This window comes from Hydrogenophaga taeniospiralis CCUG 15921, assembly GCF_001592305.1.
GTDB classification, from domain to species: Bacteria; Pseudomonadota; Gammaproteobacteria; order Burkholderiales; family Burkholderiaceae_C; genus Hydrogenophaga; species Hydrogenophaga taeniospiralis.
In genome coordinates this window covers 374,320-398,583 of record NZ_BCWR01000004.1, presented here as the reverse complement: position 1 = coordinate 398,583, position 24,264 = coordinate 374,320, and the positions used below count along the sequence as shown (strand labels likewise).

The following is a 24,264-nucleotide window of genomic DNA, read 5'->3' as shown; positions in this document are numbered from 1 at the left end:
CTTGGTGCGCGCTTAAGATTTTTTTAGGGTTCCTTTAAGCGCTATTTAGCAGCGCGCCGAAGGGCCGGTTCCTAGACTGCTTTCCATGGCAGGCAACGCACGGTGCGTTGCCGCCACCCACGAAGCAGCCGGGCCTGGCCCGCGAAAGGAATCCCATGCAATCGAACACCCACGAACTGGCGCAGGTCGCCGCCACCGCCCAGGCCGTCGAGGCCGGCACAGGCCGCGTCAATCTCTACGCCGGCATCCACAAGGCCCTGCGCGCCTTCATGGCCGACACCCTGCTGGCCGTGGGCCGGACCGACCCGGCCGACGCACAGGAGGTGGCCGCCACCCGCGAGCGCCTGGGCACGCTGCTGGACCTGTGCGCCGCGCACGTGCGCCACGAGGACGGTTTCGTGCACCCGGCCATCGAAGCGCGCAGCCCCGGTGTGGTCGAGGGCGTGGCCGACGAGCACGCCGGGCATCTGGCGCAGATCGCACGGCTCCGCGCCATGGCCGACGGCCTGGATGGGCTGGCGCCGGCCGCGTGCGCGCTGGCGCTGCAGAACATGTATCTGGCGCTCGCGCTGTTCGTGGCCGAGAACCTGCAGCACATGCACACCGAAGAGACCGTGCACAACACGGCCCTTTGGCAGGCCTTCAGCGACGCCGAGCTGGTGGGCATCCACGACGGCTTGCTGGCCACCGTGCCGCCGGCCGAGATGATGCTGGTGATGCGCTGGATGCTGCCGCAGATGAACGCGCCGGAGCGGCTGGAGCTGCTGGGCGGCATGCGCCAGGGCGCGCCGGCCCCGGTGTTCCAGGTGGTGCTGGACGGGGCGCGTGCGCAGCTGGCGGAGCGTGACTGGGCCAAGCTGGCTCGGGGGCTGGGTCTGGCGCCGGTGGACGGTCTGGTGATGGCCTGAAGCCCTGGCTTCAGGCGGCGACGTCTTCGAGGTTTACGGGACCGGCGGTGTCGAAGCGGAAACAGCCGCGGCCGGTTTTTTCGATGCGCAGCTGAGGGCATTGTTCGGCCAGTCGGCGCTGCAGCAGCAACAGGCGCGCTTCGAGGTTGTCGGCCACGTCCGGCAGGCGCAGCGCGCGGTCCAGCCGCAGTTCGCGGTTGGTGAACTCGTGGCGGCCCTGGCACTGCCGGTCCTGCAGCAATTTCCACAGGATGGCGCCGGCCACGCCCTTGATCAGGTAGGCGTTGTTCACGAACACGCTGTCGTTGCTGCGGTAGTGGCGCACCTGCAGGGGCGGGCCGGCCGGGGCCCTCGTGGGTGCGGCCGGGTGGTCCGTGCCGGGCGCGTCGGGGCAGGGCTCGGCGCTTTCCTGCATGAGGTCGATGCCGGCGGCGAGTTGCCCGCCCAGCGTGACCAGCAGGTCTTCGTCCTCGTAGCTGAACTGCAGGTCCAGCGGGCTTTCCACGAACAGCACGCCCAGCACCCGGCCGGCCGAGAGCAGGGGCACCGCCAGCTGGCTGTGCGGTTCGGGCAGGCCGGGGTAGGGGATGTCGGTGCTGATCGCCGCGCCGCCCTCGCCCGCCAGACTGTCGCGCAGCGCCCGGCTGTACCGGTAGGCGCTGGTCATGTGCATGATGCGCACCGGCGTGCGCTCGCGCGCGGCCACGCCGATAACGCCGTCGCCCAGGGCAATCTCCGAGCCCACGCCCGAGATGGCGTAGCCCCGGCTGGCCACGGTGTAGAGCCGCTCGGTGAGCGGGTCGAGGATGAGCACCATGGCGTGGGCAATGCCCAGGTCCTGCTCCAGCGTCTGCAGGGTGGCGTCCAGCAGCGCGTCGAGCGTGGCGCAGGCCGCCAGCTTGGCGCTGCCCCGGCGCAGCGCGCCCAGCAGGTTGCAGCGCGGGGGCGCCTGCGGCAACGGTGTGGGCGAGGGGTCGCAGGGCACGCGCTCGATCTCGCACACCTCGTGGATGTCCGAGCCCAGCAGGCGAAACACGTGGGCCATGCCGCTGTGCGAGGCGATGCCCGCCAACTGGGCCTTCATGCTTTCAAACACCGGGCCGCTGTCTTCGGTGCGCAGGTAGTGCAGGTGCAGGCGGTAGAAGCGCGCCGTCAGCGGATGCAGCAGCAGCACCGTGGAGCGCGGCTGGGCCAGCAGGTTCTTGCGCGTCTTGTTGAAGAACTGGAACGACAGCGCCACATGCCGCTCGTCCACGTAGAAAACCTGGGACAGGTAGGCGACGTTGGGCGTGCCATCGGCGGCGCAGGTGGCCATCATGGCCGGTATGGCCCCCTCCAGGCAGGGGCGCACCTCGGCGAGGTCCACCGCGGTCTCTGGAGTACCCCCGCGCTGGGGGCTGCGGTGCGAGTTTGCTTGGAAGCGGCCCGGCTCGGCGCTCACGGGACTGCCCTCCGTGCTGCGCACTGCGGGGCTGGGCGCCTTCGGAGCGGCCGGGCGCTCATGCCTCCGCTCCGCCCAGGGGCTGGCCGGCGCGCGGCCCGGGCGTCTGGTCAAAGGCTTCGTCCGGGGTGAACTCGACCGCCACCACGTCGTCGAGCGGGTGCGCGAACATCGCCGAGACGAACGCCGGCCCGAAGCCGATGCGGTCCAGCTCCTGCTGCATGGCGAGCAGGTAACGCTGCAGCACGGTGGCGTCTTCCGGGCGCGCCTCGCGCAGCCGGGCGCGGCGGGTCTTGAGCTGCACCGTGCGGTGGGAGCTGGGTTCGCTGAACACCACCGCCATGCGGCCGCTGGCGGCCACGTCGCGCAGCAACTGTGCCGAGGGGCGCTGGCCGAGGTAGACGGTGACGAGGTCGCCCGAAGCGCTGACCTGGCTGCCCAGCGCCCGCATGACGCTGGGGCGCAGGTCGTGCCCGCAGGCGCTGACGATGACCGACACCCCGCGGGCCATCATGTCGAGCAGGTCACGGTTGAGCTGGGGCGGGGTGGCGGGGTGTTCCAAGGTGTGTGAGCCGGAGGCACCAAACGCCGTCGATCATATCGACGGCGTGGCCCGCGGCAAAGGGTCGACACCACCGGGGGCGTTCACGGACGGCTCGGTGTGCACCAGTTCCATCGGATAGCGCTGGCCCGCCAGGTGGTCCTCCACGCAGCGCAGCACCAGCGGGCTGCGGTGGCGTCCGGCGCTGGCGCGGATCTCGTCCGGCGTCATCCACAGCGTGCGCACGATGCCGGTGTCAAGATGCCGTTGCGCATCGAAGTCGCCCAGCTCGCCACAGTAGGCAAAACGCAGGTAGGTGATGTCTTCGCCGGTGCTGGCCCGCTGGAAACGCGAGAGGTACACGCCCACCAGGGCCGTGGGGGTGAAGTGGTGGGCGGTTTCTTCCAGCGTTTCGCGCGCCACGCCTTCGGTGGGGCTCTCGCCGGGGTCGAGGTGGCCGGCCGGGTTGTTCAGGCGCAGGCCCTCGGGCGTGTGTTCTTCGACCAGCAGGTAGCGGCCCTCGCGCTCGATGATGGCCGCCACGGTGACACTGGGTTTCCATCGGGTGTTCATTCGGGCATTATCCCGGCCAGATCGTCTGGCTGTCCCTTGAAGTGGTAGCTCTTGTCGCATGGTGAAATATTGGGGTGAAAACGCGCGGGCAAGCATCACGAGGCCAGGCCCAAACCCTTGCGCGACATGGGTTTGCGCAAGGCGGGGGCGTGGATGCCGTCGGTTAAGCTGGCGCGCAACCCACGGGCGGTGAATTCTTGTGGGTCCAACGAACAACGCATATGGAGGGGTCACGTGCAGATGAACGGACAACGGTGGGGGTTGGGATCAATGCTCAAGGTGCTGGCCTTGGGTTGGTTGGCCCTGGGCGCACTGGTCGCCCAGGCGGCCGACTTTTCAGTGGGGCGCGTGGAGGTCGAGTTCGCTGAGGAGGGCTGGCGAGAAGTGCCCTTGCCGGACACATCGCGCGCCTTTGGGGGCGACAGGAACGGGGTGTTGGCTGTGCAGTCGAAGCTGTATATCTGGGGTGCGCCCGACAGCGATGAGCAGTCGCTGGTGTTGGTGAGTGCCAACTCTCAAGGTCTGGGTGGCGGTCGTGGTGGCTATATGACCTATTCGCCCAACTGTCGGTCCGATGACCAGAACTACCGTGAAGGCAATGAGGGCTTCAAGGCGTCGTTCATGCAGTGCTTGATGGTGACGCCCCTGTACGGCAGCAAAGGGGTGTTCGAGGCTTTGGCGCCTCAGGTTCTGGATTTGCAGACCTCGGGGCAGGTGTCTGTTCAGGGCCCCATCTACACCGTGTGGAGCCGCCACGCCATTTCCACGGGCTCGTTTCTGGACGTCCGTGTTTTCGTGAGGTCCCCCCTGGGTGCGGCGGGTGCTGTGGTGGAAGAGACGCTTCCCACTGGCATTCGGCCCGAGCAGGTGGCCTGGGGTCGACAGCTGAAGGATGCCGTCAAGAGCAGTGTGTATTCCTTGTCCGGCCGCCTTGCCATCCCCCCGATCCGACCGGCCCCACTTGTTCAGAATACCCCCGTCGGTGGGGGCTGAGCGGTGGCCGCGCCACCCCTGTTTTCTTGTCCGATTTCCAACACCCCTGCATCGAGGACTCTCCCATGACATCTGGCGCATCGAACGAGACAGCCACAACAGCGCAGCGCATTGGCGTGCCGCGCGAGATCTTCCCTGGCGAGAAACGGGTGGCCACCGTGCCCGAGGCCGTGGTCAAGCTGATCAAGTTGGGTTTCAGCGTGGTGGTGGAGCGCGGCGCGGGCGAGCCCGCCAATCTCAGCGATGACGACTACCGCGAGGCCGGCGCCAGCATCGCCGACTCCGCCGCCGAGCTCTGGCGTGGCAGCGACATCGTCTTCAAGGTGCGCGCCCCGACGCCCGACGAAGTGGAGTTGATGCACGAAGGCCAGACGCTGATCGGCTTCATCTGGCCGGCCCAGAACCCGGAGCTGATGCAGCAGCTGGCCGCACAAAAGGTCACCGCGCTGTCCATTGACGCGCTGCCGCGCACGCTGAGCCGGGCGCAGAAGATGGACGCGCTGACTTCGATGGCCGGCGTCAGCGGCTACCGCGCCGTGGTCGAGGCGGCCAACGCCTTTGGCCGTTTCTTCAACGGCCAGATCACGGCCGCGGGCAAGGTGCCGCCGGCCAAAGTGTTCATCGCCGGTGCGGGCGTGGCCGGCCTGGCCGCCATCGGCGCCGCCGCCAGCCTGGGCGCCATCGTACGGGCCAACGACACGCGCGCCGAGGTGGCCGACCAGGTGGTCTCGCTGGGTGGTGAATTCGTCAAGGTCGACTACGAAGAAGAGGGCTCGGGCGGCGGCGGATACGCCAAGGTGATGAGCGAGGGCTTCCAGCAGGCGCAGCGCGAGATGTACGCGAAACAGGCGCGCGAGGTGGACATCATCATCACCACCGCCCTGATCCCCGGCAAACCGGCGCCCAAGCTGATCACCGCCGAGATGGTCAGGAGCATGAAGCCCGGCAGCGTGATCGTCGACATGGCGGCCGAGCAGGGCGGCAACTGCGAATTGACCGTGCCCGGCGAAGCGGTGGTGCGCCACGGCGTGACCATCGTCGGCTACACCGATCTGGCCTCGCGCATGGCGCGCCAGTCGTCCACGCTGTACGCGACCAACCTGTTCCGCCTGAGCGAAGAGCTGTGCAAGACCAAGGACGGCGTCATCAACGTCAACATGGACGACGACGCCATCCGCGGCCTGACCGTGATCAAGAACGGCGAGATCACCTGGCCGGCCCCGCCGCTGGTCGCTGCGCCCAAACCGGCGCCCAAGCCCACTGCCGCGCCGGTGGCCAAGAAGGGCCATGGCGAGCCTTCGGGGCCGATGCCGGCGGGCAAGCTGGCCATCGTGGCCGGCGTCACGGCGGTGTTGTTCGCGCTGGTGGGGGCCTACGCACCCGCCGAGTTCCTGTCGCACTTCACGGTGTTCGTGCTGGCCTGCTTTGTGGGCTACATGGTGGTGTGGAACGTCAAGCCCGCGCTGCACACCCCGCTGATGAGCGTGACCAACGCCATCAGCTCCATCATCGCCATCGGGGCCCTGGTGCAGATCTCGCCCATGGCCAATGCGGCCGAGCGGCCCAACACGCTGATCGTCGCCCTGGCCGCGCTGGCGCTGGTGCTCACCGCCGTCAACATGTTCGGCGGCTTTGCCGTCACCCAGCGCATGCTGGCGATGTTCCGCAAATAAGAAGGAGACCCTGAATGTCTGCAAGTCTGGCCACGGTCTCCTACATCGGAGCAACGATTCTCTTCATCCTCAGCCTGGGCGGCCTGTCCAACCAGGAAACCTCGCGCCGCGGCAACCTGTACGGCATGGTCGGCATGGCGCTGGCCGTGGCGGCCACGGTGTTCGGCCCGCAGGTCACCGCCGCCGGCATCCCCTGGATCGTCGGCGCCATGGTGGTCGGCGGGGCCATCGGCCTGTACGCCGCGCGCACCGTGCAGATGACGCAGATGCCCGAGCTGGTGGCGCTGATGCACAGCATGGTCGGCATGGCCGCCGTGCTGGTCGGCTACGCCACCTACGTCGATCCGGAGGCCACCAAGGGCTTCGAGGGCGCGGCGCACACCATCCATGCGATGGAGATCTACGTCGGCATCTTCATCGGCGCGGTCACCTTCTCGGGCTCGGTCATCGCCTTCGGCAAACTCTCGGGCCGTGTCGGCGGCAAGCCCATGCTGCTGCCCGGTCGGCACTGGATGAACCTGGCCGGCCTGATCGCGGTGATCGTTTTCGGCCGCCTGTTCCTGCAAGCTGAGACGCTGCAGGACGGCATGCTCCCGCTGTTCGTGATGAGCGCCATCGCGCTGCTGTTTGGCGTGCACATGGTGATGGCCATCGGTGGCGCCGACATGCCGGTGGTGGTGTCCATGCTCAACAGCTACTCGGGTTGGGCGGCCGCGGCCACCGGCTTCATGCTGTCCAACGACCTGCTGATCGTGACAGGTGCCCTGGTGGGCTCCAGCGGCGCCATCCTGTCCTACATCATGTGCAACGCGATGAACCGCAGCTTCATCAGCGTGATCGCCGGCGGCTTCGGCACCACCAGCGCCGCGCCCAAGGCGACCGGCGGTGCGGCGGCCGAGCCGGCGGGCGAGGTGAACCCCATCCTCGCAGTCGAAACCGCAGAGATGCTGCGCGAGGCCAAGAACGTGATCATCGTGCCGGGTTACGGCATGGCGGTGGCGCAGGCGCAGCACACGGTGTTCGAGATCACGCGCCATCTGCGCGAGAAGGGTGTGAACGTGCGCTTCGGCATCCACCCGGTGGCCGGCCGCATGCCGGGCCACATGAACGTGCTGCTGGCCGAGGCCAAGGTGCCCTACGACATCGTGTTCGAGATGGACGAGCTCAACGAAGACTTTCCCGACACCGATGTGGCGATGGTGATCGGCGCCAACGACATCGTGAACCCGGCGGCGCAGGACGACCCGACCAGCCCCATCGCCGGCATGCCGGTGCTCGAAGTCTGGAAGGCGCGCACCTCCATCGTCATGAAGCGCAGCATGGCCTCGGGCTACGCCGGTGTGGACAACCCGCTCTTCTACAAGGACAACAACCGGATGCTGTTCGGCGACGCCAAGAAGATGCTGGACGAGGTGCTGGTGGCTTTGAAGAGCTGACCGCGTCGGTTTCCGGCACCGGAACAGACCTTGAGCCGGTGGTGACACCGGCTCCTTGTTTCTGTAGCACCGAGGCAAGGACACCACAGGTTTTAGAGTAGGCTGTCAGTGGTTCGTAAGGGAAAAACACGAGGTCGCGAGCCTTCGGCCCGGACGACAATGCGCAGTTGCCAATAACCCACAAGATATCTGGAGATACCGCATGACCGAACCGACGGCCGATCGCCCCTGGCTGGGCGTCTATCCCGCAGGAGTGCCCGCCGACATCAATGTGGCGCAGTACCCGTCGCTGGTGCATCTGATGGAGGAGAGTTTTCAGAAACACGCCAGCCGCCCCGCCTACAGCTTCATGGGCAAGGAGCTCAGCTTCGCCCAGGCCGACAGCCTGTCGCAGGCTTTCGCGGCCTACCTGCAGGGGCTGGGCCTGGTCAAGGGCGACCGCGTCGCCATCATGATGCCCAACGTGCCGCAGTACCCGGTGGCGGTGGCGGGCATCCTGCGCGCGGGTTTCGTGGTGGTCAACGTGAACCCGCTGTACACGCCGCGTGAGCTGGAGCACCAGCTCAAGGACTCGGGTGCCAAGGCCATCGTCATCATCGAAAACTTCGCGCACACGCTGGAGCAGTGCATCGCGAACACGCCGGTCAAACACGTGGTGCTCACGGCCATGGGCGACCTGCTCGGCCTGCTCAAGGGCGCGATCGTCAACTACGTGGTGCGCAACGTCAAGAAGATGGTGCCGGCGTTCAGCCTGCCACAGGCGGTGCGATTCAACGACGCCATCGCCAAGGGCACCCGGGGCAGCTTCAAGCGCCCCGAGATCCAGTCCGACGACGTGGCCGTGCTGCAGTACACCGGCGGTACCACCGGGGTGAGCAAGGGCGCCGTGCTGCTGCACAGCAACGTGATCGCCAACGTGCTGCAGTCCGAGGCCTGGAACGATCCGGTGATGAAGACCGTGCCGGCCGGCGAGCAGCCCACCAGCGTCTGCGCCTTGCCGCTGTACCACATCTTTGCCTTCACGGTGAACATGATGCTGTCCCTGCGCACCGGCGGCAAGACCATCCTGATCCCCAATCCGCGTGATCTGCCCGCGGTGTTGAAGGAGCTGAGCAAACACACCTTCCACAGCTTCCCGGCGGTCAACACGCTGTTCAACGGCCTGGCCAACCACCCCGATTTCAACACCGTCAACTGGAGCAACCTGAAGGTGTCGGTGGGTGGCGGCATGGCGGTGCAAGGCGCGGTGGCCAGGCTCTGGCTGGAGAAGACCGGCTGCCCGATCTGCGAAGGGTATGGCCTGTCGGAAACCAGTCCTTCGGCCAGTTGCAACCCGACCACCAGCACCGAATACAGCGGCACCATCGGTGTGCCCCTGCCCAACACCTGGATGAAGTGCCTGGATGACGACGGCAACGAAGTGCCCCAGGGCCAGCCCGGCGAGATCGCCATCAAGGGGCCGCAGGTGATGGCCGGTTATTGGCAACGACCCGACGAAACCGCCAAGGTCATGACGCCCGATGGCTACTTCAAGACCGGTGACGTGGGCGTGATGGATGCACGTGGCTACTTCAAGATCGTCGACCGCAAGAAGGACATGGTGCTGGTCAGCGGTTTCAACGTGTACCCCAACGAGGTGGAGGACGTGGTGGCCCAGCTCGACGGTGTCATGGAGTGCGCCGTGGTGGGCGTACCCGACGAGAAGTCGGGCGAGGCCGTCAAGCTGGTGATCGTGAAGAAGAACCCGGAGCTGACCGAAGAGCAGGTACGTACCTTCTGCAAGGCCAACCTCACCGGCTACAAGCAGCCCAAAGTGGTGGAATTCCGCACCGAGATGCCCAAGACCCCGGTGGGCAAGATCCTGCGCCGCGAACTCAGAGAAAAGAAGTAGCCCCCGCAATAAGTAGCCCCCCGCGCCGCCTGCGGCGTCACCCCCCCCAGGGGGCAACGCGAGTGGCCCGGCAAAGCCGGTTCCACCGCGTTCTGGTTGGAGTCACGCGGTCCGGCCGGATTGTTCAGCCCGGCCGGCTTCGAGCTCTTCTGGTCCAATGGCGGGCATGAGTACCACCGCCCCTCGCACCGCCATCGTCTCGGCCCTGCACGATGAACTCGCCAGTGTGCTGGCGCTGATGCCCGATGAGCACAGGCAGACCGTGGCGGGGCGAGAGTTCTGGGTCGGTCACCTGCATGGGCAGGACGTGGTCGCCGTGCTGTCCGGCATCGGCAAGGTCGCCGCCGCCACCACGGCCACGCTGCTGATCCAGCGTTTTGGCGTGGACCGCATGGTCTTCACCGGCGTGGCTGGTGGGCTGGGCGCCGGTGTGAACGTGGGCGATGTGGTGCTCGCGCGCCAGTTCCTGCAGCACGACATGGATGCATCGCCCCTGTTTCCGCGCCACGAGGTGCCCGGCTACGGACGCGCGCGCTTCGGTGCCGATGCGGCGCTGACCGATGCGCTGGAACTGGCCTGCGACCGCATGCTGCGCACCCTGCCGCAGCAACTCGGCGCCGAGACGGTGGCCGTGTTCGGCCTGCACACCCCGCGCCTGCACCAGGGGCTGCTCATCAGCGGCGACCGCTTCGTGGCCACCACGCTGGAGAGCCAAACCCTGCAGCGCGATCTGCCCGAGGCCCTGGCGGTGGAGATGGAAGGTGCGGCCTTCGCGCAGGTGTGCCACGACTTCGGCGTGCCCCTGGCCGTGGTGCGCACCATCTCCGACCGCGCCGACGACGCCGCACACGTGGACTTCCCACGTTTCCTGCGAGAAGTCGCCAGCCGCTACAGCGGTGCATTGATGGACACCCTGTTGCGCGCATGAATGCTCCGCACATCCTGATTGCTGGCACTGGAAAGCTGGCGCGTGAACTGCTGACCGGTCTGGCACCGGCGGCGCACCCGTGGAGCGACCGGGAGGCTGTGAGTGCGCCTGTTGCACAGGCGGTGGTGCATGCAGGGTCGGGGCGTGAACTGCCGGATATCCTTCGGTTCTGCCTTGAGCGCTCGGTCCCGTTGATTGAACTGTCCACCGGGACGGACGTGGTCCGCCTGGCTCACGGCGTGCCGGTCGTGGTGTGCCCCAACGCCAACCTGCTGATGCTCAAGTTCATGGCCATGTTGAGTCGCAGTGGATCCTGGTTTCGTCACGAGTTCATCCGCCTGACCGAATCACATCAGGCTGGCAAGACGTCGGTGCCGGGAACTGCGGTCGCCATGGCTGCGTCACTGAGCCTGCCGCCACAGGCCATCGTCTCGGTCCGCGATCCCGGCCGGCAGTCGCTGGAACTGGGTATTCCCGCTGAGACCCTTGGCCGCCATGCCTTTCACCGTATCGAGATCGGTGAAGGCGACTGCCGCTTGCGGCTGGAGACCTTGGTGACGGGTGGTGCGCCCTATGTCGATGGCGTCCGGCGCATCGTCGAAGCGTCGCTGTCCCATCCCCTGGAGCCACGCTGCCACGACGTGGTGGAGTTCATCGAACAAGGCTGGCTGTAGCCGGCCTACCTCAACCAGCCGCGCTTGCGGAAGTACAGCATGGGAACGACGGCCGACAGCACCATCAGCGCCAGCGCGAACGGATAGCCCCACTTCTGGCTCAGCTCGGGCATGTACTGGAAGTTCATGCCGTAGAGGCTGGCGATCAGCGTGGGGGGCAGCAGAGCGACGCTGGCCACCGAGAAGATCTTGATGATCTTGTTCTGGTTGATGTTGATGAAACCGACTGTCGCGTCCATCAAAAAGTTGATCTTGTCGAACAGGAAGGCGGTGTGGCTGTCGAGCGAATCGAGGTCGCGCAGGATCTGGCGCGCGTCCTCGAACTGCTCGGCGCTGAGCATGCGGCTGCGCATCATGAAGCTGACCGCGCGGCGCGTGTCCATCACGTTGCGGCGGATGCGGCCCGACATGTCCTCGTGGCGCGCGATCGCCGAGAGCACCTCGCCGGCCTTGTTGTCCGTCACGTTGCCGGCGAGCACCTGGCGGCTGACTTCCTCCAGGTCGTCGTAGATGTCTTCGAGTGTGTCGGCGCAGTATTCGGCATCGGCGTCGAACAGCATCAGCAGCACGTCCTTGGCGTTCTCGATCAGGCCCGGCATGCGCCGCGCGCGCATGCGCAGCAGGCGGAACACCGGCACATCTTCGTCGTGGATGGAAAACAGGATGCCCTGGCTCTTGAGCGACTCGTTGTGCTCGTTGAGGATGAAGGCCACGCGAATGGCGCGCGGGTCTTCGTCGTCATCGATCAGGAAGTCGCTGCGCACATGCAGCTCGCCATTGTCTTCCTCGAAGAAGCGGGCCGATTCCTCGATGTCCTCGTCCATCGCGTCTTCGGGAATCGACAGACCGAAATGCTGCTTGACCCAGCGGCGCTCCTCGGGCGTGGGTTCTTCGAGGTCGACCCAGATGGGTTTGAACCGGGCCAGCTCTTCGAGCGACTCGATTTCTTCCTGGAACAGTCGGCCATTGGCCAGGGTGAATACGTTGAGCATGGTTGCGCTCCCGGCTGGGAATGTCTGAGGGGGGCGGGCCTGCGGGGCCTCGGGCGGTTCGGGCGGCGCTTTCAGCCGTCCTGCCACCGAATCTCAGGGGCTGCGGGGGCAGCGCTCAGACGGTCGCGGGGGAGGCTGAAAGCACACAACTGGGGGGTGTGCTTTCCATGGGGCTCTTTGTGGGTTGAAACTGGTGCCGATTATGGCACCGCGACCTGCGCGCCGGCCTCCATCGGGAGGCCGAAAAACCCCATCAACTCGTCCTTTCGTCGCCAGGCGTCGCCTTCGCCCAACTCGATCAGGGCGTTGACGAAATCGGGTTCGAACAACAGGTAGCTGGCGAGGGCCGCGGCACTGCCGGCGGCGCCTCGGCCGGTGTCGAGCGCGCCCAGGCCGGTGAGGGTGTTGCGCGTCGCCGCAGGCAGCGCGCCGATGTGCTTGCGCGCGAGTTCGTCGAGCGAAAAACTGGGCTGCACCGCCAGCACGCGCACCGGCCGGTAGGGGAGGCTGGCGGCCAGTTCGGGAGGGAGTCTGGCCAGCGTCTCGCTCACGCGCTGGGCCTGTTCCACGTCGGCCTGCAGGGTGTCGTGGAACACGCTGGCCATGGCGTGTCCGGCGATGGTGCCGGCCGTCGGCTCGTCGTTGGCGCGGGCGACCAGGCCCGAGCGCTGGGGTTGCCCCACGCCGATCACCAGCACCCGGCGCGCCCGAAAGTGGATGGCCGGCGACAGGGGCGAGAGCTGGCGCATGGAGCCGTCACCAAAATGCTCCTTGTGGCCGTTCACCCACAAGGGCACGGCCGGGAACAGGAAAGGAATGGCGCTGGAGGCCATCAGGTGCTCGATGGTGATGGGCTGGAAGTCGGCGCGCCGCCCGGGGCGGTGCCAGGGCTGCACCGGGTGGTCGGGCCGGGTCTGGCAGAAGGTCCAGTGTTCGCCCGTGGTGTAGCTCGATGCGGTGACCCCCAGCACATCGATGTGGCCTTGCTGCAGCGCGCGCTCCAGCCCGTCGAGGTCGATCGCGCGGTGCAGGCTGTCCACCAGGGGCAGGGTGTCGAGCAGGGCACGGTAGCGCCGCACCTGGCGCGCCAGCGTGAGCCCGGCGATGATGCGGTTGGCGCGCACCCAGCCCGGCGCTTCGAGCCGGTAGATGTGCTCCGAACGCAGGCCACCCCAGAACGCGGCCAGGCGGGGCAGGGCGTGCAGCCCGTCGGTGGCGTGGCTGGCGAGGTAGGCCGCGTTGAGCGCACCCGCCGAGGTACCGAACAGTCCCTGGAACGGGAAGGGGGTCGCCGACGAATCGGAGCTGGAGGGGGCCCGGCTTGCCAGCATGGACGCCACCGCCTTGAGCACGCCGGCCTGGTAGGCCGTGCGCGCGCCGCCGCCCATCAGCACCAGCGCACAATGGCCCGAGGCTTCTTCGGACAGTTGGGTGTCCAGCAGGTTGCGCGAGATCAGCGTATCGAGTGACACAGTCGGGACCTTGTGCCCAGGCGCTGGCGATGCCTGCGTTGACGTTGGGCGGTTGACCAAAATCATGACACAACCCTCTCGCGTTTCCCGGCGCTGGCCACGAATATGAAGGGGCTTGGGCCGCCAGTGCAGAAAGATTCCACCATGTTCAACGCCGTTCTGAGCCTCCCGCGCACCGTCTGGTTCATCGGGCTCATCAGCCTGGTCAACGACAGCGCGAGCGAGATGATCTACCCGCTGGTGCCGCTCTACCTCGCTTCGGTCTTGATGGCAGGGCCCCGTGCCCTGGGCATCATCGAAGGCATCGCCGAGGCCACCGCCAGCCTGCTTAAGCTGTTCTCGGGCGTCGTGGTGGACCGCACGCGCCGGTCCAAACCCTGGATCGTGTTCGGCTACGCCCTGGCCGGCTTCGGACGTCCCCTGATCGCCCTGGCCGGCAGTTGGCCCTTCCTGCTGGCCATCCGGTTCGCCGACCGGGTCGGCAAGGGCCTGCGCAGCTCTCCACGGGATGCCCTGCTGGCCGCCAGCGTCACGCCCGAGCGGCGCGGGCTGGCTTTCGGCCTGCACCGCGCCATGGACAACGCGGGCGCGGTCATCGGCCCCGGTCTGGCGTTTGCTTTGCTGGCCGCACAGGTGCCGCTCAAGGACATCTTCCTGTGGTCCGCCGTTCCCGCCGTCATCTGCGTCGGGCTCGCGCTGGCCATCCGGGAACCGAAGGCCGAGCCGCGCCAGGCGAGCGCGGCGTTCGACTGGCGGCTGGGCGACATGCCCGCGGTGTTCCGGCGCTACCTGCTGGTGGTGGCCCTGTTCACGCTGGGCAATTCCTCCAACATGTTCCTGCTGCTGCGCGCCAGCGAACTGGGCGTGCCCCAGGCGCAGGTGCCCTTGCTGTGGGCGGCGGTCTCGGCCATTGCCATGCTGTTCGCCACGCCCCTGTCCGCGCTCTCCGACCGGCTGGGCCGCGTCAGGCTGCTGGTCCTGGGGTATCTGGCCTACGCCGCCTTTTACGCCACGCTGGGTTTCATGCGCACCGACGGCTGGATGCTGTTTGCCCTGTTCGGTTTCTACGGCCTGTTCATGGCGGCCACCGAAGGGGTGGAAAAGGCGCTCGTCGCCGACCTGGCGCCGCAGGACCGATGTGGCACGGCCTTTGGCTGGTTCAACCTGATCGCCGGGCTCTTCCTGCTGCCCGCTTCCATCGTGTTCGGCTGGATCTACCAGGCCATCGCGCCCTGGGCGGCGTTCCTGTTCTCGGCCACCTGCGCGGCGTCTGCCGCGGTGCTGCTGCTGGCCACCGTCCAGGACGGCCGTCGCGATGCCCGGCCGGGCTGATCGCCGCTCAGTCCACCAGCGGCAGGATCACGCAGCCCTGTTCGTCCCATTCCACCTGGGTGATGCCGGGCTCCAGGGCTTCGAGCCGGCGCCGCTCCAGCTCTTCGGCACCGACCTGGCTGGCCACCCACTGCGTGGCCTGATGCCGTTGCGCGCGTTGCGCCAGGCTGAAGGCCATGGCCGAGGCCACGTGGTGGGCGAGTTCGTCGGGCTCCCAGGGTTTGGTGAGGTAGCGGTACAGGCCGAACTGGTTCACCGCCGCCTGGGCGGTCGCGAAATCCGCCGTTCCCGTCAGGATCATGCGCACGCACCCGGGCTGGATGTCCGCCGCCGCGGCCAGCAGCTCCATGCCGCCCATGTTGGGCATGCGCAGATCGCTCACGATGACGTCGAACCGCCGGGCCCGCAACTCGGTGAGCGCGTCCGCGCCGCTGCAGCAGGTGACGATCGTCACCAGGCTCCCCAGAGGGCCGCGCAATGCGCGGTGCAGGGCCCGAACGATGGGCGCCTCATCGTCGACCAGGAGAAGGCTGCCTTGAAGTGCTGGTTTCATGGATCGCTCCGACAACGTGATTCATGCACTGGACATGACGGCCAGCTCGCTGACGACCCGCTGCGTCAGACGGCGCAGCTGCTGCTCGCTCGCGCTCAGGGCGGACCACATCGGGTCCCTCAGGAGTTCCACATCCGCGTCGCCTTCCACGTCTGCGGCGGCGATGCCCTCCAGGCCATGCGCCATGTGGTTGGCCAGCAGCACCAGGTGCGAAAAATCCAGGCGCTCCGCCGTGGGCAAAGGGGTGGGGATATGGTGGGCGGCGATGGCCGCCACGAGCGTGGCCGGGAAGTTCCATTGGCTGGCCACGGTGGCGCCGACCTCGGCGTGAGACACCCCCAGCACCCGCTGCTCCGCTTCGTGCAGGGCGATGCCTTCGGCGGCGCACAGGCGCAGCGCTTGCGCCTCCAGCTCAGGACTGGTCATGGCCAGGATCAGCTTGCCCACATCGTGCAGCAGGCCCAGCAGGAAGGCTTCACCGGGATCCAGGGACACGATCCTGGCCAGCTCCCGGGCGGAAATGGCGGTGCACAGCGTGTGACGCCAGTAGGTGTCAAAGCAGAAACCCTCGCAGCGCACCGACCCGAAGGTGGCCCGCAGGGAAATGGCCGCCAAGGTGCTGGCCACGGTTCGCAGGCCCAGCATCTGGACGGCATCGCCCACGCTGGCAACCTGCCCCTGCGCTCCGTAGAACGCGGAGTTGGCCAGCCGCAGGAGGCGAACGGTCAAGGCCTGGTCGCGCTCGATCGCTTCGATGCAGGTCGAGGCCGGTGCGTCGTCCTGGCTCAGCGCCTCGACGGCCGCGATGAAGGCGCTGGGCAGCGAGGGCAGTTCCCCGATGCAGCGGGCCAGTGCGGCGGGTTTCAGATGTCGGGGCGGGGCCGCCGACTCAACAGCTTCCACATACATGATGAACTCTCCCTGAGGACACTTGTGTTGAATGGGTGGTTAAAACCGTGGCCGTGGCGCGCAAGCCCAGTGGCCGGGTGACACCGGTCGGGTTCTGGGTGCGCGGCCGCGGGTTCATGCGACCTTGTCTTCGTTGGTCATGGCGACGTCTTGCAGCAGCTGCACCAGCATCAGATGGCCCAGGGGCTTGGGTTGTCCCGGCATCTGACGGAGCCAGACGACAGCGTTGCGGCCCTCGATGGCGGTGCACACGCCCTCGGCATCGGCGTGCTGCGTGAGGGGCTGCTTGAGTGCGGCCAGCACCTGCAGCATCGAGGGCACGGGGTCCCCGCCCAGAGCGGACGACCATTCGGGCCACTGGTGCACGGCCAGGCGGTTGACGTACGCCAGCATGCCGTCTTCCCCGATACCGAAAACGGCCATCGGCATGCCGTCCAGGGCGTCCCGGGAGGCACCGGCGGCGTTCTGCATGGCCAGTCGGCGGGCGCTTTCGTCGCGCGCCATGTGGGAGAGCCGCTGGTTGGCGATGGTCAGCTCCCGGTTGGCCCGGTGGACCGCCCCGCCGAGACGGCAGTTTTCCGCGGCCAGTTCGCTCTGTTCAAAGGCCTTGGCCACGTGGCTGCGCAAGAGCTCGTCGTCCCAGGGCTTGGTGAGGAACTTGTATACCGAGCCCTCGTTGACCGCCTCGATGATCGACTGCAGATCGGTGTAGCCGGACAAGGTCATGCGCACCGTGTCGGGGTACAGGCGCTTGGCTTCGCGCAGGAACTCGATGCCCGTCATGCCCGGCATGCGCTGGTCCGAGACGATCACATCAACCGGCTGTTTGGCCAGCAGTTCCAGCCCCTGGCGGCCGCTGGTGGCGGTGAGCAGATGGTAACCATCGCGGCGGAACAGGCGTTTGAGCGAGGAGAGGATCGATTCCTCGTCGTCCACCAGCAGCAGCGTGCGACGGCGGGGGCGTGTGCCCAGCAGACCCTGGGGCAAGGCCGCGCCGGCGTGCAGCAGGGTCTGAAGACCTTCCGCGGTCTGGAGGGCGCCGAAGCAGTCGCCCAGCGCGAGGTCGCAGCCATGGTCCACCAGGCGCTGCAACTGGTCGTCGTTGGCCACGCCATCGGCCATGACGCGCATGTGCAACCCATGCGCGAGCTGGATCAGGGACCGGGTCAGCGAGGTGGTGTGGCTGTCGGTCACGATGTCCGGCACCACGCTGCGGTCGATACGGATCACGTCCAGCGGCAGCTCCCGCAGTTCGGACAGGCTCGACGCGCCTGCCCCGAAATCGCCCAGGATCGTCTCGGCACCCGCCGCGCGCAAGGGGGCCAGCGTGGTCGCCAGTGTCTTGTCGTCGGCCGCGGCCCGGCGCTCCGGAACCAGCACCGAGAGCAGCGGCGCCTTCAGACCCCATGCCGTCAGGGTGGCCAGCCAGTCGTCCGCCGTGCCGGGCAGCGCCCGCTCCAGCCATTCCAGGGGCAGGCACAGCCGCAGCTCGCCCATGCGCTCTGCCAGCAGGGCCGCCACCTGCCGGCAGGCGGCTTCCTGGCGCGCGCGAAGCGGCCGGCCCGAGGCATCCGGTTCGTCCAGGGACTCGCCTTGCCAGAGCAATTCCACACCGACCAGTTGACCGTTGACCAGGTTCCAGTGGGTCTGGAAGCGGGGCGCCGTCGCATGGCCCGGGTCACGCTCGTGAAGGTCTGGCGCGGGCGCGTCCGTTGGTTCCGTCTGCGACACGGCGCACTCAGGCAACATGTTCATTGTTGTGCTCCCACACGGGTGGATTGGTTTCTTTTCCCTGGGCGGCAGGCCCGGCGACCGGCAGCCAGACGCGGATGGCCGTGCCTTCCCCGACGACGGAGCGCACCTGGATCGTGCCGCCGTGTTTCTGAATGATGGAGAACGACAGCGACATCCCCAGCCCCGTTCCCTTGCCCACGTCCTTGGTGGTGAAGAAGGGCTCGAAGATCCGCCGCTGTACCTCGGCGCTCATGCCGCAGCCCGTGTCCTCCACCTGCACCCAGGCCCAGTCCTGCTCCACGCCGCTCAACAAGGTGATGGTTCCCTTCTCGGCAATGGCGTGCGCCGCGTTGACGATCAGGTTCATGAACACCTGGTTGAGCTGCGCCGCCAGGCACATGACGGGCGGCAGCGGCGCGAGCTTCTTGATCACCTCGGCCTTGTATTTCACCTCGTGCCGCACCACGTTGAGGGTGGACTCCAGGCCCACGTTCAGATCGGCTTCCTGCCAGTCCGAATGGTCCACACGCGAGAAGTCCTTGAGGTCCTGCACGATCTTCTTGACGCGCCCCAGGCCTTCGGCGCATTCGTCCAGCAGCAGTGGGAGATCCTCGCGCAGGAAGTCGATTTCGACTTCTTCCCGCTTCGTCGTCAGCGCCGCGGCCACGGCGGCGTCGCCCGGGGCGGCCAGCGCCGCGTCGCAGGCCGCGCTCAGGCCCAGCAGGCCGTCCACGTACTGGCGCAGGGTGTTGAGGTTGGAGCTGACGAAACCGATCGGGTTGTTGATCTCGTGCGCCACGCCGGCGGCCAACTGCCCGATCGACGCCATCTTGTCCTGTTGCAGCAGCTGGTTCTGCGCTTCCTCCAGCTGATGGTTCATCGCGTCGAGCTGGTTGATCCGCTCCTGCAACTGCTCCTGGGCGAACCGGATGTCGGAGCGGTCCTGCATCATCCACCAGGTGCCAAGACCCGGGTCGGCCGTGTTGGCCACGTACGCATCGACCTGCACCCAGATGGGCTGGCCATCGGCGCGGCGCATCCACATCTCCACGTGAATGGGTTCGCCTTTTTTGAACCGGGGAATGACATGGCTTTCAAAGTTGGCGAAGTCCTCTTCCGTCAGGTAGGTCGCACGTGCCGGCAGACCGGCCATGTCGGACGCGGCATAACCGAACATGTCGGCCATGGCGGGGTTGACGCGCTGGATCACGCCTCTCTTGGCATAGGCCACCCCGATGGGCGAATTGGCGATGAACAGTTCCAGGTCGCGTGCGGTGGCCGCCAGCTCGGCCGAGCGTTGCCGCACGATTTCCTCGAGCTCGTTGCGGTGCCGCAGCAGTTCGTCCTCCGAACTCCGGCGGGCGGTCACGTCTTGCAGGGTTTCGATGGCACCGATCACCGCGCCCTGGGCGTCGTAGAGCGGGGCGGCCGTGAAGAACAGCCACTTGCCCGATGGGCCGAACTGCGGAAAGAAGGCCTCGACCTCGACCCCGCCGGGGATCATGGATGACAGACTCATCTGCCCGCCGTAGAACGATCGCATGGTCGCTTCATCGACTCCGTCGACGATCATGTCCGCGAGCAAGGGGCGCTGTTCCGGGTAGAACGCCCGCCAGCCTTCCCGCGATCCGAGCACCTCGTTGCGCTTGATGCCGGTCATGCGTTCACAGGCCGTGTTCCAGTGCGTCACCCGGTGGTACTGGTCGATCACCAGCGAAGCCACCGAGGCCCCGTCGATGATCTGCGACAGCATCTCGGTCATGCCCAGCAGGCTGCTCTGCACATGCATCACGTCGCTGAGGTCCACGCAGGTCACCACCACCTGGACCCGGTCATCGAAACAGACCTGGCGGGCATGGATCTCCACCGGGCGCAGCCCGCCATCGGGCGTCATGATCGAACCCGAGACCACGGGCGGCACCTCGCCGTGCTCCGAGCAGGTCAGGATGGCGGCATGCAGTGGCGCTCGCGTGGCCTCGTCCACCAGATCGAGCAGTGGCAAGTCCATCAGGGCCGACGGACTGCGCGAGCCCAGCCGGCACAACGCATCGTTGGCCGCCACGATCCGTCCGTCCTCCAGCAAGGCCGACGGAACGGCCATGGCATCGACCATCTCCCTGGCCACCGTGGCATTCGATTTCTGCTGGTCCGCAACGTCCATCATGACTGGCTCCCCGGTATGTCGAGTCGCTTGGTGTCTTGCGGGATCGAGTTCTTCCGGACCCACAACGTGAGTCGAACGCCTTCCCTCGCGGAAAAGTCGCCTACCTGCTTGACCACGCGTTCGTCGAACACGTATCCCGCCGCCAGCAGGATGGCCCCGCGGGAAGACACCAGATCGCGTGCCAGCACCATGCCGGGACGCAGATCACGCACGTCCATGTGCACGTCCGCCTTGGCCGCGGCCGCCAGGTCGTCAACGACCTTGATCATGGTTTCGACCACGGAACGGTCGTAGCGCGTGTCGATGCCGCCATGAAGCATTCTCTGCGCGCGTTCCGCGGTGCTGCGCTGGTCCCCCAGGTTGCCGTGCATCATGTCGTCCAGATCGCTGGCCACCGCCACGATGCGCGCGCCCATCACGATCTCGGGCGCCGCCAGGCCATCGGGAAATCCTTTGCCGTCCATGCGTTCGTGGTGCTGGCGCACGATGCGCGCCACCCCTTGCAGTTGCGACAGCGCCATCAAGGTGGTTTCGCCGTCGATCGGATGGCGCCGATAGCGTTGGGTTTCTTCAGGGGTGTAGGCGGAGACCGGCTTGCCCAGCATGGCATCAGGAAAGCCGATGTTGCCCACGTCGTGGACCAGCGCGGCCAGATGGACATCGCGGATCTCGCGGTCCGACAGGCCCAGGCGTTTGGCGGTCTCGCGGCTCAGATCGGCCACGCGGCGCGAATGGCCGGAGTTGCCCACGCGCATTTCCATCAGACTGGAAAACACATTGACCGCGAGCACAAAGGTGTTGTCCAGATCCTCATACGCCGCGTCCAGCATGCCGTTGATCTGCTGGAGTTCGGCGGTTCGTGCGGCCACCCGCGACTCCAGTGTCTGATTGGCGTCGCGAAGCTGTTCGTTCTGCCGCTTGGTCAGTTCGGTCAGCTCGGCGTTCTGCTGCTCAAGGCCGCGCCGGATCAGGGCCTCCCGCACCACCAGAACGAGGTCCTGATCGTCCCAGGGCTTGGAGATGTAGCGGTGGATGGCGCCTTTGTTGATGGCCGCGATCGTGGCGGAAATGTCGGCGTAGCCGGTCAGCAGAATGCGCGCGATGCCCTCGTCGTGCGAGCGCACCAGTTCCAGGAAACGCGCACCGTCCATTTCGGGCATGCGCATGTCCGAAATCACCAGGTCCACCCGGTGGGTCTTGAGCAGCGCCAGGCCCTCGGCGGCACTCGTCGCCTGCAGGGTCGCGATGCCCTGCGTCCGGAAGACGCGGCGCAACGCGCTCAGCACGGAGGGTTCGTCATCGACGGTCAGAACCGTCGGGACAGCCAACGACCCGGCATTCGCGGTGGCGGATGATGGCTCTTGAAGGGCAATGCTGGTCATGGCGTCATGGACTCCGGGTGTGTCCAGGGTATTTCGACACCCTCGCAACACACTTGAGCCCCTTCGCGTCCGGCCCTCCGGACCGAGCGAAGTCAGGGCGGTCCATCAGGGCATTGGCGGTGTCCGGGGCGCGGGAGCGCCTTGCTGCGTATCCTCCACCGCTGGCCTCGCGGAGGCTCGCGTCTGACATTCCTCATGAACAACCCACCCATTGCCCTGTCACACCGCCGCGAGCTGTGGTTGCTGATCACCATCGCCGGCATCCAGTTCACCCACATCCTCGATTTCATGATCATGATGCCGCTGGGGCCGCAATTCACGCGGCTCTTCGGCATCAGCGATGCGCAGTTCGGGCTGCTGGTGTCGGCGTACACGCTGTCGGCCGGCGTCTCGGGCCTGGCGGCAGCCACCTATGTGGACCGCTTTGATCGCAAGCGCCTGCTGCTGACCCTGTACGGGCTGTTCGCCTTGGCCACGCTCGCCTGTGGCCTCGCACCCGGCTACGGTTTCCTGATGGTCGCGCGCGTGGCCGCCGGCATGTTCGGTGGCGTGCTCTCGGCGCTGTCGCAGACCATCGTGGCCGACGTGGTGCCCTTCGAGCGGCGCGGTCGCGCCATGGGCATCGTGATGTCGTCCTTTTCGGTGTCCACCGTCGCGGGCGTTCCCCTGGGGCTGTTCCTGGCGAGCCACTGGAGCTGGCAGGCTCCCTTCATCGGCATTGCCCTGCTCAGCGGCGTGCTGGCGCTGGGGGCCGCGCTGACCCTGCCCCAGCTCAACCACCACCTGCTGGTCAAGGACCGGCCTTCGATCTGGCGCGGCATCGGCATGGTGCTCGTGGAACCCAACCACCAGCGGGCATTTGCCTTTTCCGCCCTGCTGATGTTCACCGGCTTCACCATCCTGCCCTATCTCACCATCTACATGCAAACCAACGTGGGGGTGCAGGAGACCCAGATTCCCTATTTGTATCTGTGTGGTGGCGTGGCCACCCTGTTCACCGCGCGGCTGTTTGGCCGGCTGGCCGATAGGCTGGGCAAGGTGCGCACCTTCACCATGCTGGCGCTGGCCGTGATCGTGCCCATGCTCGCCACCACGCTGATGCCGCACTGGCCGCTGCGGGGCGTGTTGGTCGTGTCCACCCTGCTGTTCATCTGCATGAGCGGGCGCATGATTCCCGGCATGGCGCTCGTGACCGGTGCGGCCAACCCGGCCCTGCGCGGCACCTTCATGGCGCTCAATGCGTCGGTGCAATCCGCCGCGATGGGGCTGGCGTCGTTTCTGGGCGGGCTCATCATCAGCCGGGACGCGGCGGGGCTCGTTCAACATTACTGGGTGTCGGGTCTTTTGGGCGCCGGCGCTAGCCTGGCCGCGATCGCCATGGCGCGCCGCCTGCGCGTGCACGGGGCCGGCATGGGGCATCCTGCCGCACCCTGAGCCGTGCGCGCACGGTCAGTTGAGTGCCAAGGTTCGCGTTTTCACCCTTTGTTGCGGTGCGAGCTTGCGTCGCCCCGGTTTCATGGGCATAGTGGGTTCAAGACATCCCCGTTGCCGCCGGGCGGTCTGACCGCCCGGCGGCTTGTGTCAACCCGGAGCATTAGGAGGCTCTTCCATGAACTTGACGATCAGCGGTCACCACCTCGAGGTCACCCCCGCCCTGCGCGGTTACGTCACGACCAAGCTTGAACGCATATCCCGACACTTCGACCAGGTGGTCGATATCAAGGTGCTGCTGACAGTGGACAACCTGAAAGAGAAAGACATGCGCCAGAAGGCCGAATGCAACATCCATGTCAAGGGACGGGATCTGTTCGCCGAAAGCGTCCACGCCGATCTGTATGCCGCCGTGGACGAACTCGCCGACAAGCTCGACCGGCAGGTGTTGCGCTACAAGGACAAAACACAAGACCATGCTCACGAGAGTGCCAAACGTCTGATGTGACAAAAATCACGGGTCGCCCACCGGTGGCCCGGTCTTTATGTTGCGATGCAGCGAGCCGCTTCAAAAGTCAAGCGGCTTTTTTGTTTTCCCGGTCTAGCCAATGTCGCTCAACTCGGCATAATTTGCGGTCCAAGAGGCCCACATGAACCGACTCTCTGCCATATTGCCCGCCGCGCAAGTGCTCGTCAGCGTGGATGCGACCAGCAAAAAACGCGCCTTTGAAGAAGCGGGCCTGCTGTTTGAAACCTTGCATGGCCTCAACCGTGCGCTGATCACCGACAGCCTCTTCGCTCGCGAACGCCTGGGCTCCACCGGCCTGGGGCACGGCGTGGCCATTCCCCATGGCCGCATCAAAGGGCTGAAACAACCGCTGGCTGCGGTGTTCCAGCTCGCCAGCCCGATCGGTTTTGACGCCCCGGACGAGCAGCCGGTCCAGCTCATGATCTTCCTGCTGGTGCCCGAAGCAGCGACCCAGAAGCATCTGGAGATCCTGTCCGAGATCGCCGAGCTGCTCAGCGACAGTGCCTTGCGCGAGCAGATGAAGACGTCGAACGATGCCGCGGTGCTGCACGGCCAGATCACGTCCTGGCAGTCGGCGCACGCCGCCGCCTGAGCTTGTCCATCCCCTTGCGTTCCTTGCTGGCCAGTCCGTTCCGGGGCTTGTGCCGCTCGGGTCGCAGCCCTCAGCGGGATGAAGGAAGCTGGCGGCTGATCGTCAGGCCCGGCGCC

21 protein-coding genes are annotated in these 24,264 nt (G+C 66.7%); 11 read left to right on the top strand and 10 right to left on the bottom strand.

Annotation, left to right across the window (positions count from 1 at the left end):
* The first annotated feature begins 155 nt into the window (after positions 1–155).
* Positions 156–908: a hemerythrin domain-containing protein gene (locus tag HTA01S_RS05795; RefSeq protein ID WP_068167689.1), complete on the top strand. Its 753-nt coding sequence runs from the start codon at positions 156–158 to the stop codon at positions 906–908.
* A 10-nt stretch (positions 909–918) separates the two neighbouring features.
* Here the strand turns inward: HTA01S_RS05795 and HTA01S_RS05790 are convergent, their stop codons facing one another.
* From HTA01S_RS05790 to HTA01S_RS05780, 3 genes are all read right to left on the bottom strand, one after another.
* Positions 919–2,274, bottom strand: a complete 1,356-nt coding sequence (locus HTA01S_RS05790; RefSeq protein ID WP_084235880.1) for a GAF domain-containing protein — start codon at positions 2,272–2,274, stop codon at positions 919–921.
* Between the two features lie 133 nt (positions 2,275–2,407).
* Entirely contained in the window at positions 2,408–2,911 is a 504-nt protein-coding gene (locus HTA01S_RS05785) for a hypothetical protein (protein WP_245638008.1), read from the bottom strand.
* Between the two features lie 33 nt (positions 2,912–2,944).
* Positions 2,945–3,463: an NUDIX hydrolase gene (locus HTA01S_RS05780; protein ID WP_068167688.1), complete on the bottom strand. Its 519-nt coding sequence runs from the start codon at positions 3,461–3,463 to the stop codon at positions 2,945–2,947.
* 270 nt (positions 3,464–3,733) lie between these two features.
* Between HTA01S_RS05780 and HTA01S_RS05775 the strand changes: the two genes are divergently transcribed.
* The 6 genes from HTA01S_RS05775 to HTA01S_RS05750 all read left to right on the top strand — a co-directional run bounded on the left by HTA01S_RS05775 (position 3,734) and on the right by HTA01S_RS05750 (position 11,058).
* Entirely contained in the window at positions 3,734–4,456 is a 723-nt protein-coding gene (locus tag HTA01S_RS05775; RefSeq protein ID WP_068167686.1) for a hypothetical protein, read from the top strand.
* Between the two features lie 65 nt (positions 4,457–4,521).
* Positions 4,522–6,129: a Re/Si-specific NAD(P)(+) transhydrogenase subunit alpha gene (locus HTA01S_RS05770; RefSeq protein ID WP_068167684.1), complete on the top strand. Its 1,608-nt coding sequence runs from the start codon at positions 4,522–4,524 to the stop codon at positions 6,127–6,129.
* Positions 6,130–6,143: 14 nt separating this feature from the next.
* A complete protein-coding gene (pntB, locus tag HTA01S_RS05765; protein ID WP_068167682.1) occupies positions 6,144–7,565 on the top strand; it encodes a Re/Si-specific NAD(P)(+) transhydrogenase subunit beta in 1,422 nt (473 codons plus the stop codon).
* A 202-nt stretch (positions 7,566–7,767) separates the two neighbouring features.
* Positions 7,768–9,456 carry a long-chain-fatty-acid--CoA ligase gene (locus HTA01S_RS05760; protein WP_068167680.1) on the top strand — a complete coding sequence of 563 codons (1,689 nt, stop codon included), beginning with the start codon at positions 7,768–7,770 and terminating at the stop codon, positions 9,454–9,456.
* Between the two features lie 166 nt (positions 9,457–9,622).
* A complete protein-coding gene (locus HTA01S_RS05755) occupies positions 9,623–10,384 on the top strand; it encodes a 5'-methylthioadenosine/adenosylhomocysteine nucleosidase (protein WP_068168162.1) in 762 nt (253 codons plus the stop codon).
* The gene (locus HTA01S_RS05750; RefSeq protein ID WP_068167678.1) at positions 10,381–11,058 is read left to right on the top strand and encodes a dihydrodipicolinate reductase; all 678 of its coding nucleotides are present in this window, start codon (positions 10,381–10,383) and stop codon (positions 11,056–11,058) included. Before HTA01S_RS05755 ends, HTA01S_RS05750 begins: the two co-directional genes overlap by 4 nt.
* A 5-nt stretch (positions 11,059–11,063) precedes the next feature.
* Here HTA01S_RS05750 and corA read toward each other — a convergent pair whose 3' ends face one another.
* Together corA and HTA01S_RS05740 are read right to left on the bottom strand one after the other, a co-directional pair.
* Positions 11,064–12,050: a magnesium/cobalt transporter CorA gene (corA, locus tag HTA01S_RS05745; protein ID WP_068167676.1), complete on the bottom strand. Its 987-nt coding sequence runs from the start codon at positions 12,048–12,050 to the stop codon at positions 11,064–11,066.
* Positions 12,051–12,250: 200 nt separating this feature from the next.
* Positions 12,251–13,522, bottom strand: a complete 1,272-nt coding sequence (locus tag HTA01S_RS05740; protein ID WP_068167674.1) for a patatin-like phospholipase family protein — start codon at positions 13,520–13,522, stop codon at positions 12,251–12,253.
* 144 nt (positions 13,523–13,666) lie between these two features.
* On the opposite strand from HTA01S_RS05740, the gene HTA01S_RS05735 reads away from it, so the two are divergent.
* A complete protein-coding gene (locus tag HTA01S_RS05735) occupies positions 13,667–14,854 on the top strand; it encodes an MFS transporter (RefSeq protein WP_068168159.1) in 1,188 nt (395 codons plus the stop codon).
* A gap of 7 nt (positions 14,855–14,861) precedes the next feature.
* Here the strand turns inward: HTA01S_RS05735 and HTA01S_RS05730 are convergent, their stop codons facing one another.
* The 5 genes from HTA01S_RS05730 to HTA01S_RS05710 form a co-directional block, all read right to left on the bottom strand.
* Entirely contained in the window at positions 14,862–15,407 is a 546-nt protein-coding gene (locus HTA01S_RS05730; protein WP_068167671.1) for a response regulator, read from the bottom strand.
* 21 nt (positions 15,408–15,428) lie between these two features.
* The gene (locus tag HTA01S_RS05725; RefSeq protein WP_068167669.1) at positions 15,429–16,316 is read right to left on the bottom strand and encodes an HDOD domain-containing protein; all 888 of its coding nucleotides are present in this window, start codon (positions 16,314–16,316) and stop codon (positions 15,429–15,431) included.
* A 114-nt stretch (positions 16,317–16,430) separates the two neighbouring features.
* The gene (locus tag HTA01S_RS05720) at positions 16,431–18,071 is read right to left on the bottom strand and encodes an EAL domain-containing protein (protein ID WP_084235879.1); all 1,641 of its coding nucleotides are present in this window, start codon (positions 18,069–18,071) and stop codon (positions 16,431–16,433) included.
* Complete coding sequence (locus HTA01S_RS24575) at positions 18,055–20,214, bottom strand: PAS domain-containing protein (RefSeq protein ID WP_084235878.1); 2,160 nt, start codon at positions 20,212–20,214, stop codon at positions 18,055–18,057. The genes HTA01S_RS05720 and HTA01S_RS24575 overlap by 17 nt, the downstream gene beginning before the upstream one ends.
* The gene (locus HTA01S_RS05710; protein ID WP_084235877.1) at positions 20,211–21,596 is read right to left on the bottom strand and encodes an HD domain-containing phosphohydrolase; all 1,386 of its coding nucleotides are present in this window, start codon (positions 21,594–21,596) and stop codon (positions 20,211–20,213) included. The genes HTA01S_RS24575 and HTA01S_RS05710 overlap by 4 nt, the downstream gene beginning before the upstream one ends.
* Positions 21,597–21,791: 195 nt before the next feature.
* Here HTA01S_RS05710 and HTA01S_RS05705 point away from each other — a divergent pair, with 195 nt between their 5' ends.
* The 3 genes from HTA01S_RS05705 (at position 21,792) to HTA01S_RS05695 (ending at position 24,148) form a co-directional block, all read left to right on the top strand.
* Positions 21,792–23,030 carry an MFS transporter gene (locus HTA01S_RS05705; protein ID WP_068167663.1) on the top strand — a complete coding sequence of 413 codons (1,239 nt, stop codon included), beginning with the start codon at positions 21,792–21,794 and terminating at the stop codon, positions 23,028–23,030.
* Between the two features lie 175 nt (positions 23,031–23,205).
* Complete coding sequence (gene hpf, locus HTA01S_RS05700) at positions 23,206–23,535, top strand: ribosome hibernation-promoting factor, HPF/YfiA family (protein WP_068167662.1); 330 nt, start codon at positions 23,206–23,208, stop codon at positions 23,533–23,535.
* Between the two features lie 142 nt (positions 23,536–23,677).
* A complete protein-coding gene (locus tag HTA01S_RS05695; protein ID WP_068167659.1) occupies positions 23,678–24,148 on the top strand; it encodes a PTS sugar transporter subunit IIA in 471 nt (156 codons plus the stop codon).
* Positions 24,149–24,264 lie beyond the last annotated feature (116 nt).

Bases quoted from the DNA above. Each gene is read 5' to 3' on its own strand.
- HTA01S_RS05710 (WP_084235877.1), bottom strand. From the start codon at position 21,596: ATGACCAGCATTGCCCTTCAAGAGCCATCATCCGCCACCGCGAATGCC.
- HTA01S_RS05735 (WP_068168159.1), top strand. From the start codon at position 13,667: ATGTTCAACGCCGTTCTGAGCCTCCCGCGCACCGTCTGGTTCATCGGG.
- HTA01S_RS05780 (WP_068167688.1), bottom strand. From the start codon at position 3,463: ATGAACACCCGATGGAAACCCAGTGTCACCGTGGCGGCCATCATCGAG.
- HTA01S_RS05750 (WP_068167678.1), top strand. From the start codon at position 10,381: ATGAATGCTCCGCACATCCTGATTGCTGGCACTGGAAAGCTGGCGCGT.
- HTA01S_RS05720 (WP_084235879.1), bottom strand. From the start codon at position 18,071: ATGAACATGTTGCCTGAGTGCGCCGTGTCGCAGACGGAACCAACGGAC.
- HTA01S_RS05770 (WP_068167684.1), top strand. From the start codon at position 4,522: ATGACATCTGGCGCATCGAACGAGACAGCCACAACAGCGCAGCGCATT.
- HTA01S_RS05730 (WP_068167671.1), bottom strand. From the start codon at position 15,407: ATGAAACCAGCACTTCAAGGCAGCCTTCTCCTGGTCGACGATGAGGCG.
- HTA01S_RS24575 (WP_084235878.1), bottom strand. From the start codon at position 20,214: ATGATGGACGTTGCGGACCAGCAGAAATCGAATGCCACGGTGGCCAGG.
- pntB (WP_068167682.1), top strand. From the start codon at position 6,144: ATGTCTGCAAGTCTGGCCACGGTCTCCTACATCGGAGCAACGATTCTC.
- HTA01S_RS05795 (WP_068167689.1), top strand. From the start codon at position 156: ATGCAATCGAACACCCACGAACTGGCGCAGGTCGCCGCCACCGCCCAG.
- HTA01S_RS05775 (WP_068167686.1), top strand. From the start codon at position 3,734: ATGCTCAAGGTGCTGGCCTTGGGTTGGTTGGCCCTGGGCGCACTGGTC.
- HTA01S_RS05760 (WP_068167680.1), top strand. From the start codon at position 7,768: ATGACCGAACCGACGGCCGATCGCCCCTGGCTGGGCGTCTATCCCGCA.
- HTA01S_RS05725 (WP_068167669.1), bottom strand. From the start codon at position 16,316: ATGTATGTGGAAGCTGTTGAGTCGGCGGCCCCGCCCCGACATCTGAAA.
- HTA01S_RS05755 (WP_068168162.1), top strand. From the start codon at position 9,623: ATGAGTACCACCGCCCCTCGCACCGCCATCGTCTCGGCCCTGCACGAT.
- corA (WP_068167676.1), bottom strand. From the start codon at position 12,050: ATGCTCAACGTATTCACCCTGGCCAATGGCCGACTGTTCCAGGAAGAA.
- HTA01S_RS05705 (WP_068167663.1), top strand. From the start codon at position 21,792: ATGAACAACCCACCCATTGCCCTGTCACACCGCCGCGAGCTGTGGTTG.
- HTA01S_RS05695 (WP_068167659.1), top strand. From the start codon at position 23,678: ATGAACCGACTCTCTGCCATATTGCCCGCCGCGCAAGTGCTCGTCAGC.
- hpf (WP_068167662.1), top strand. From the start codon at position 23,206: ATGAACTTGACGATCAGCGGTCACCACCTCGAGGTCACCCCCGCCCTG.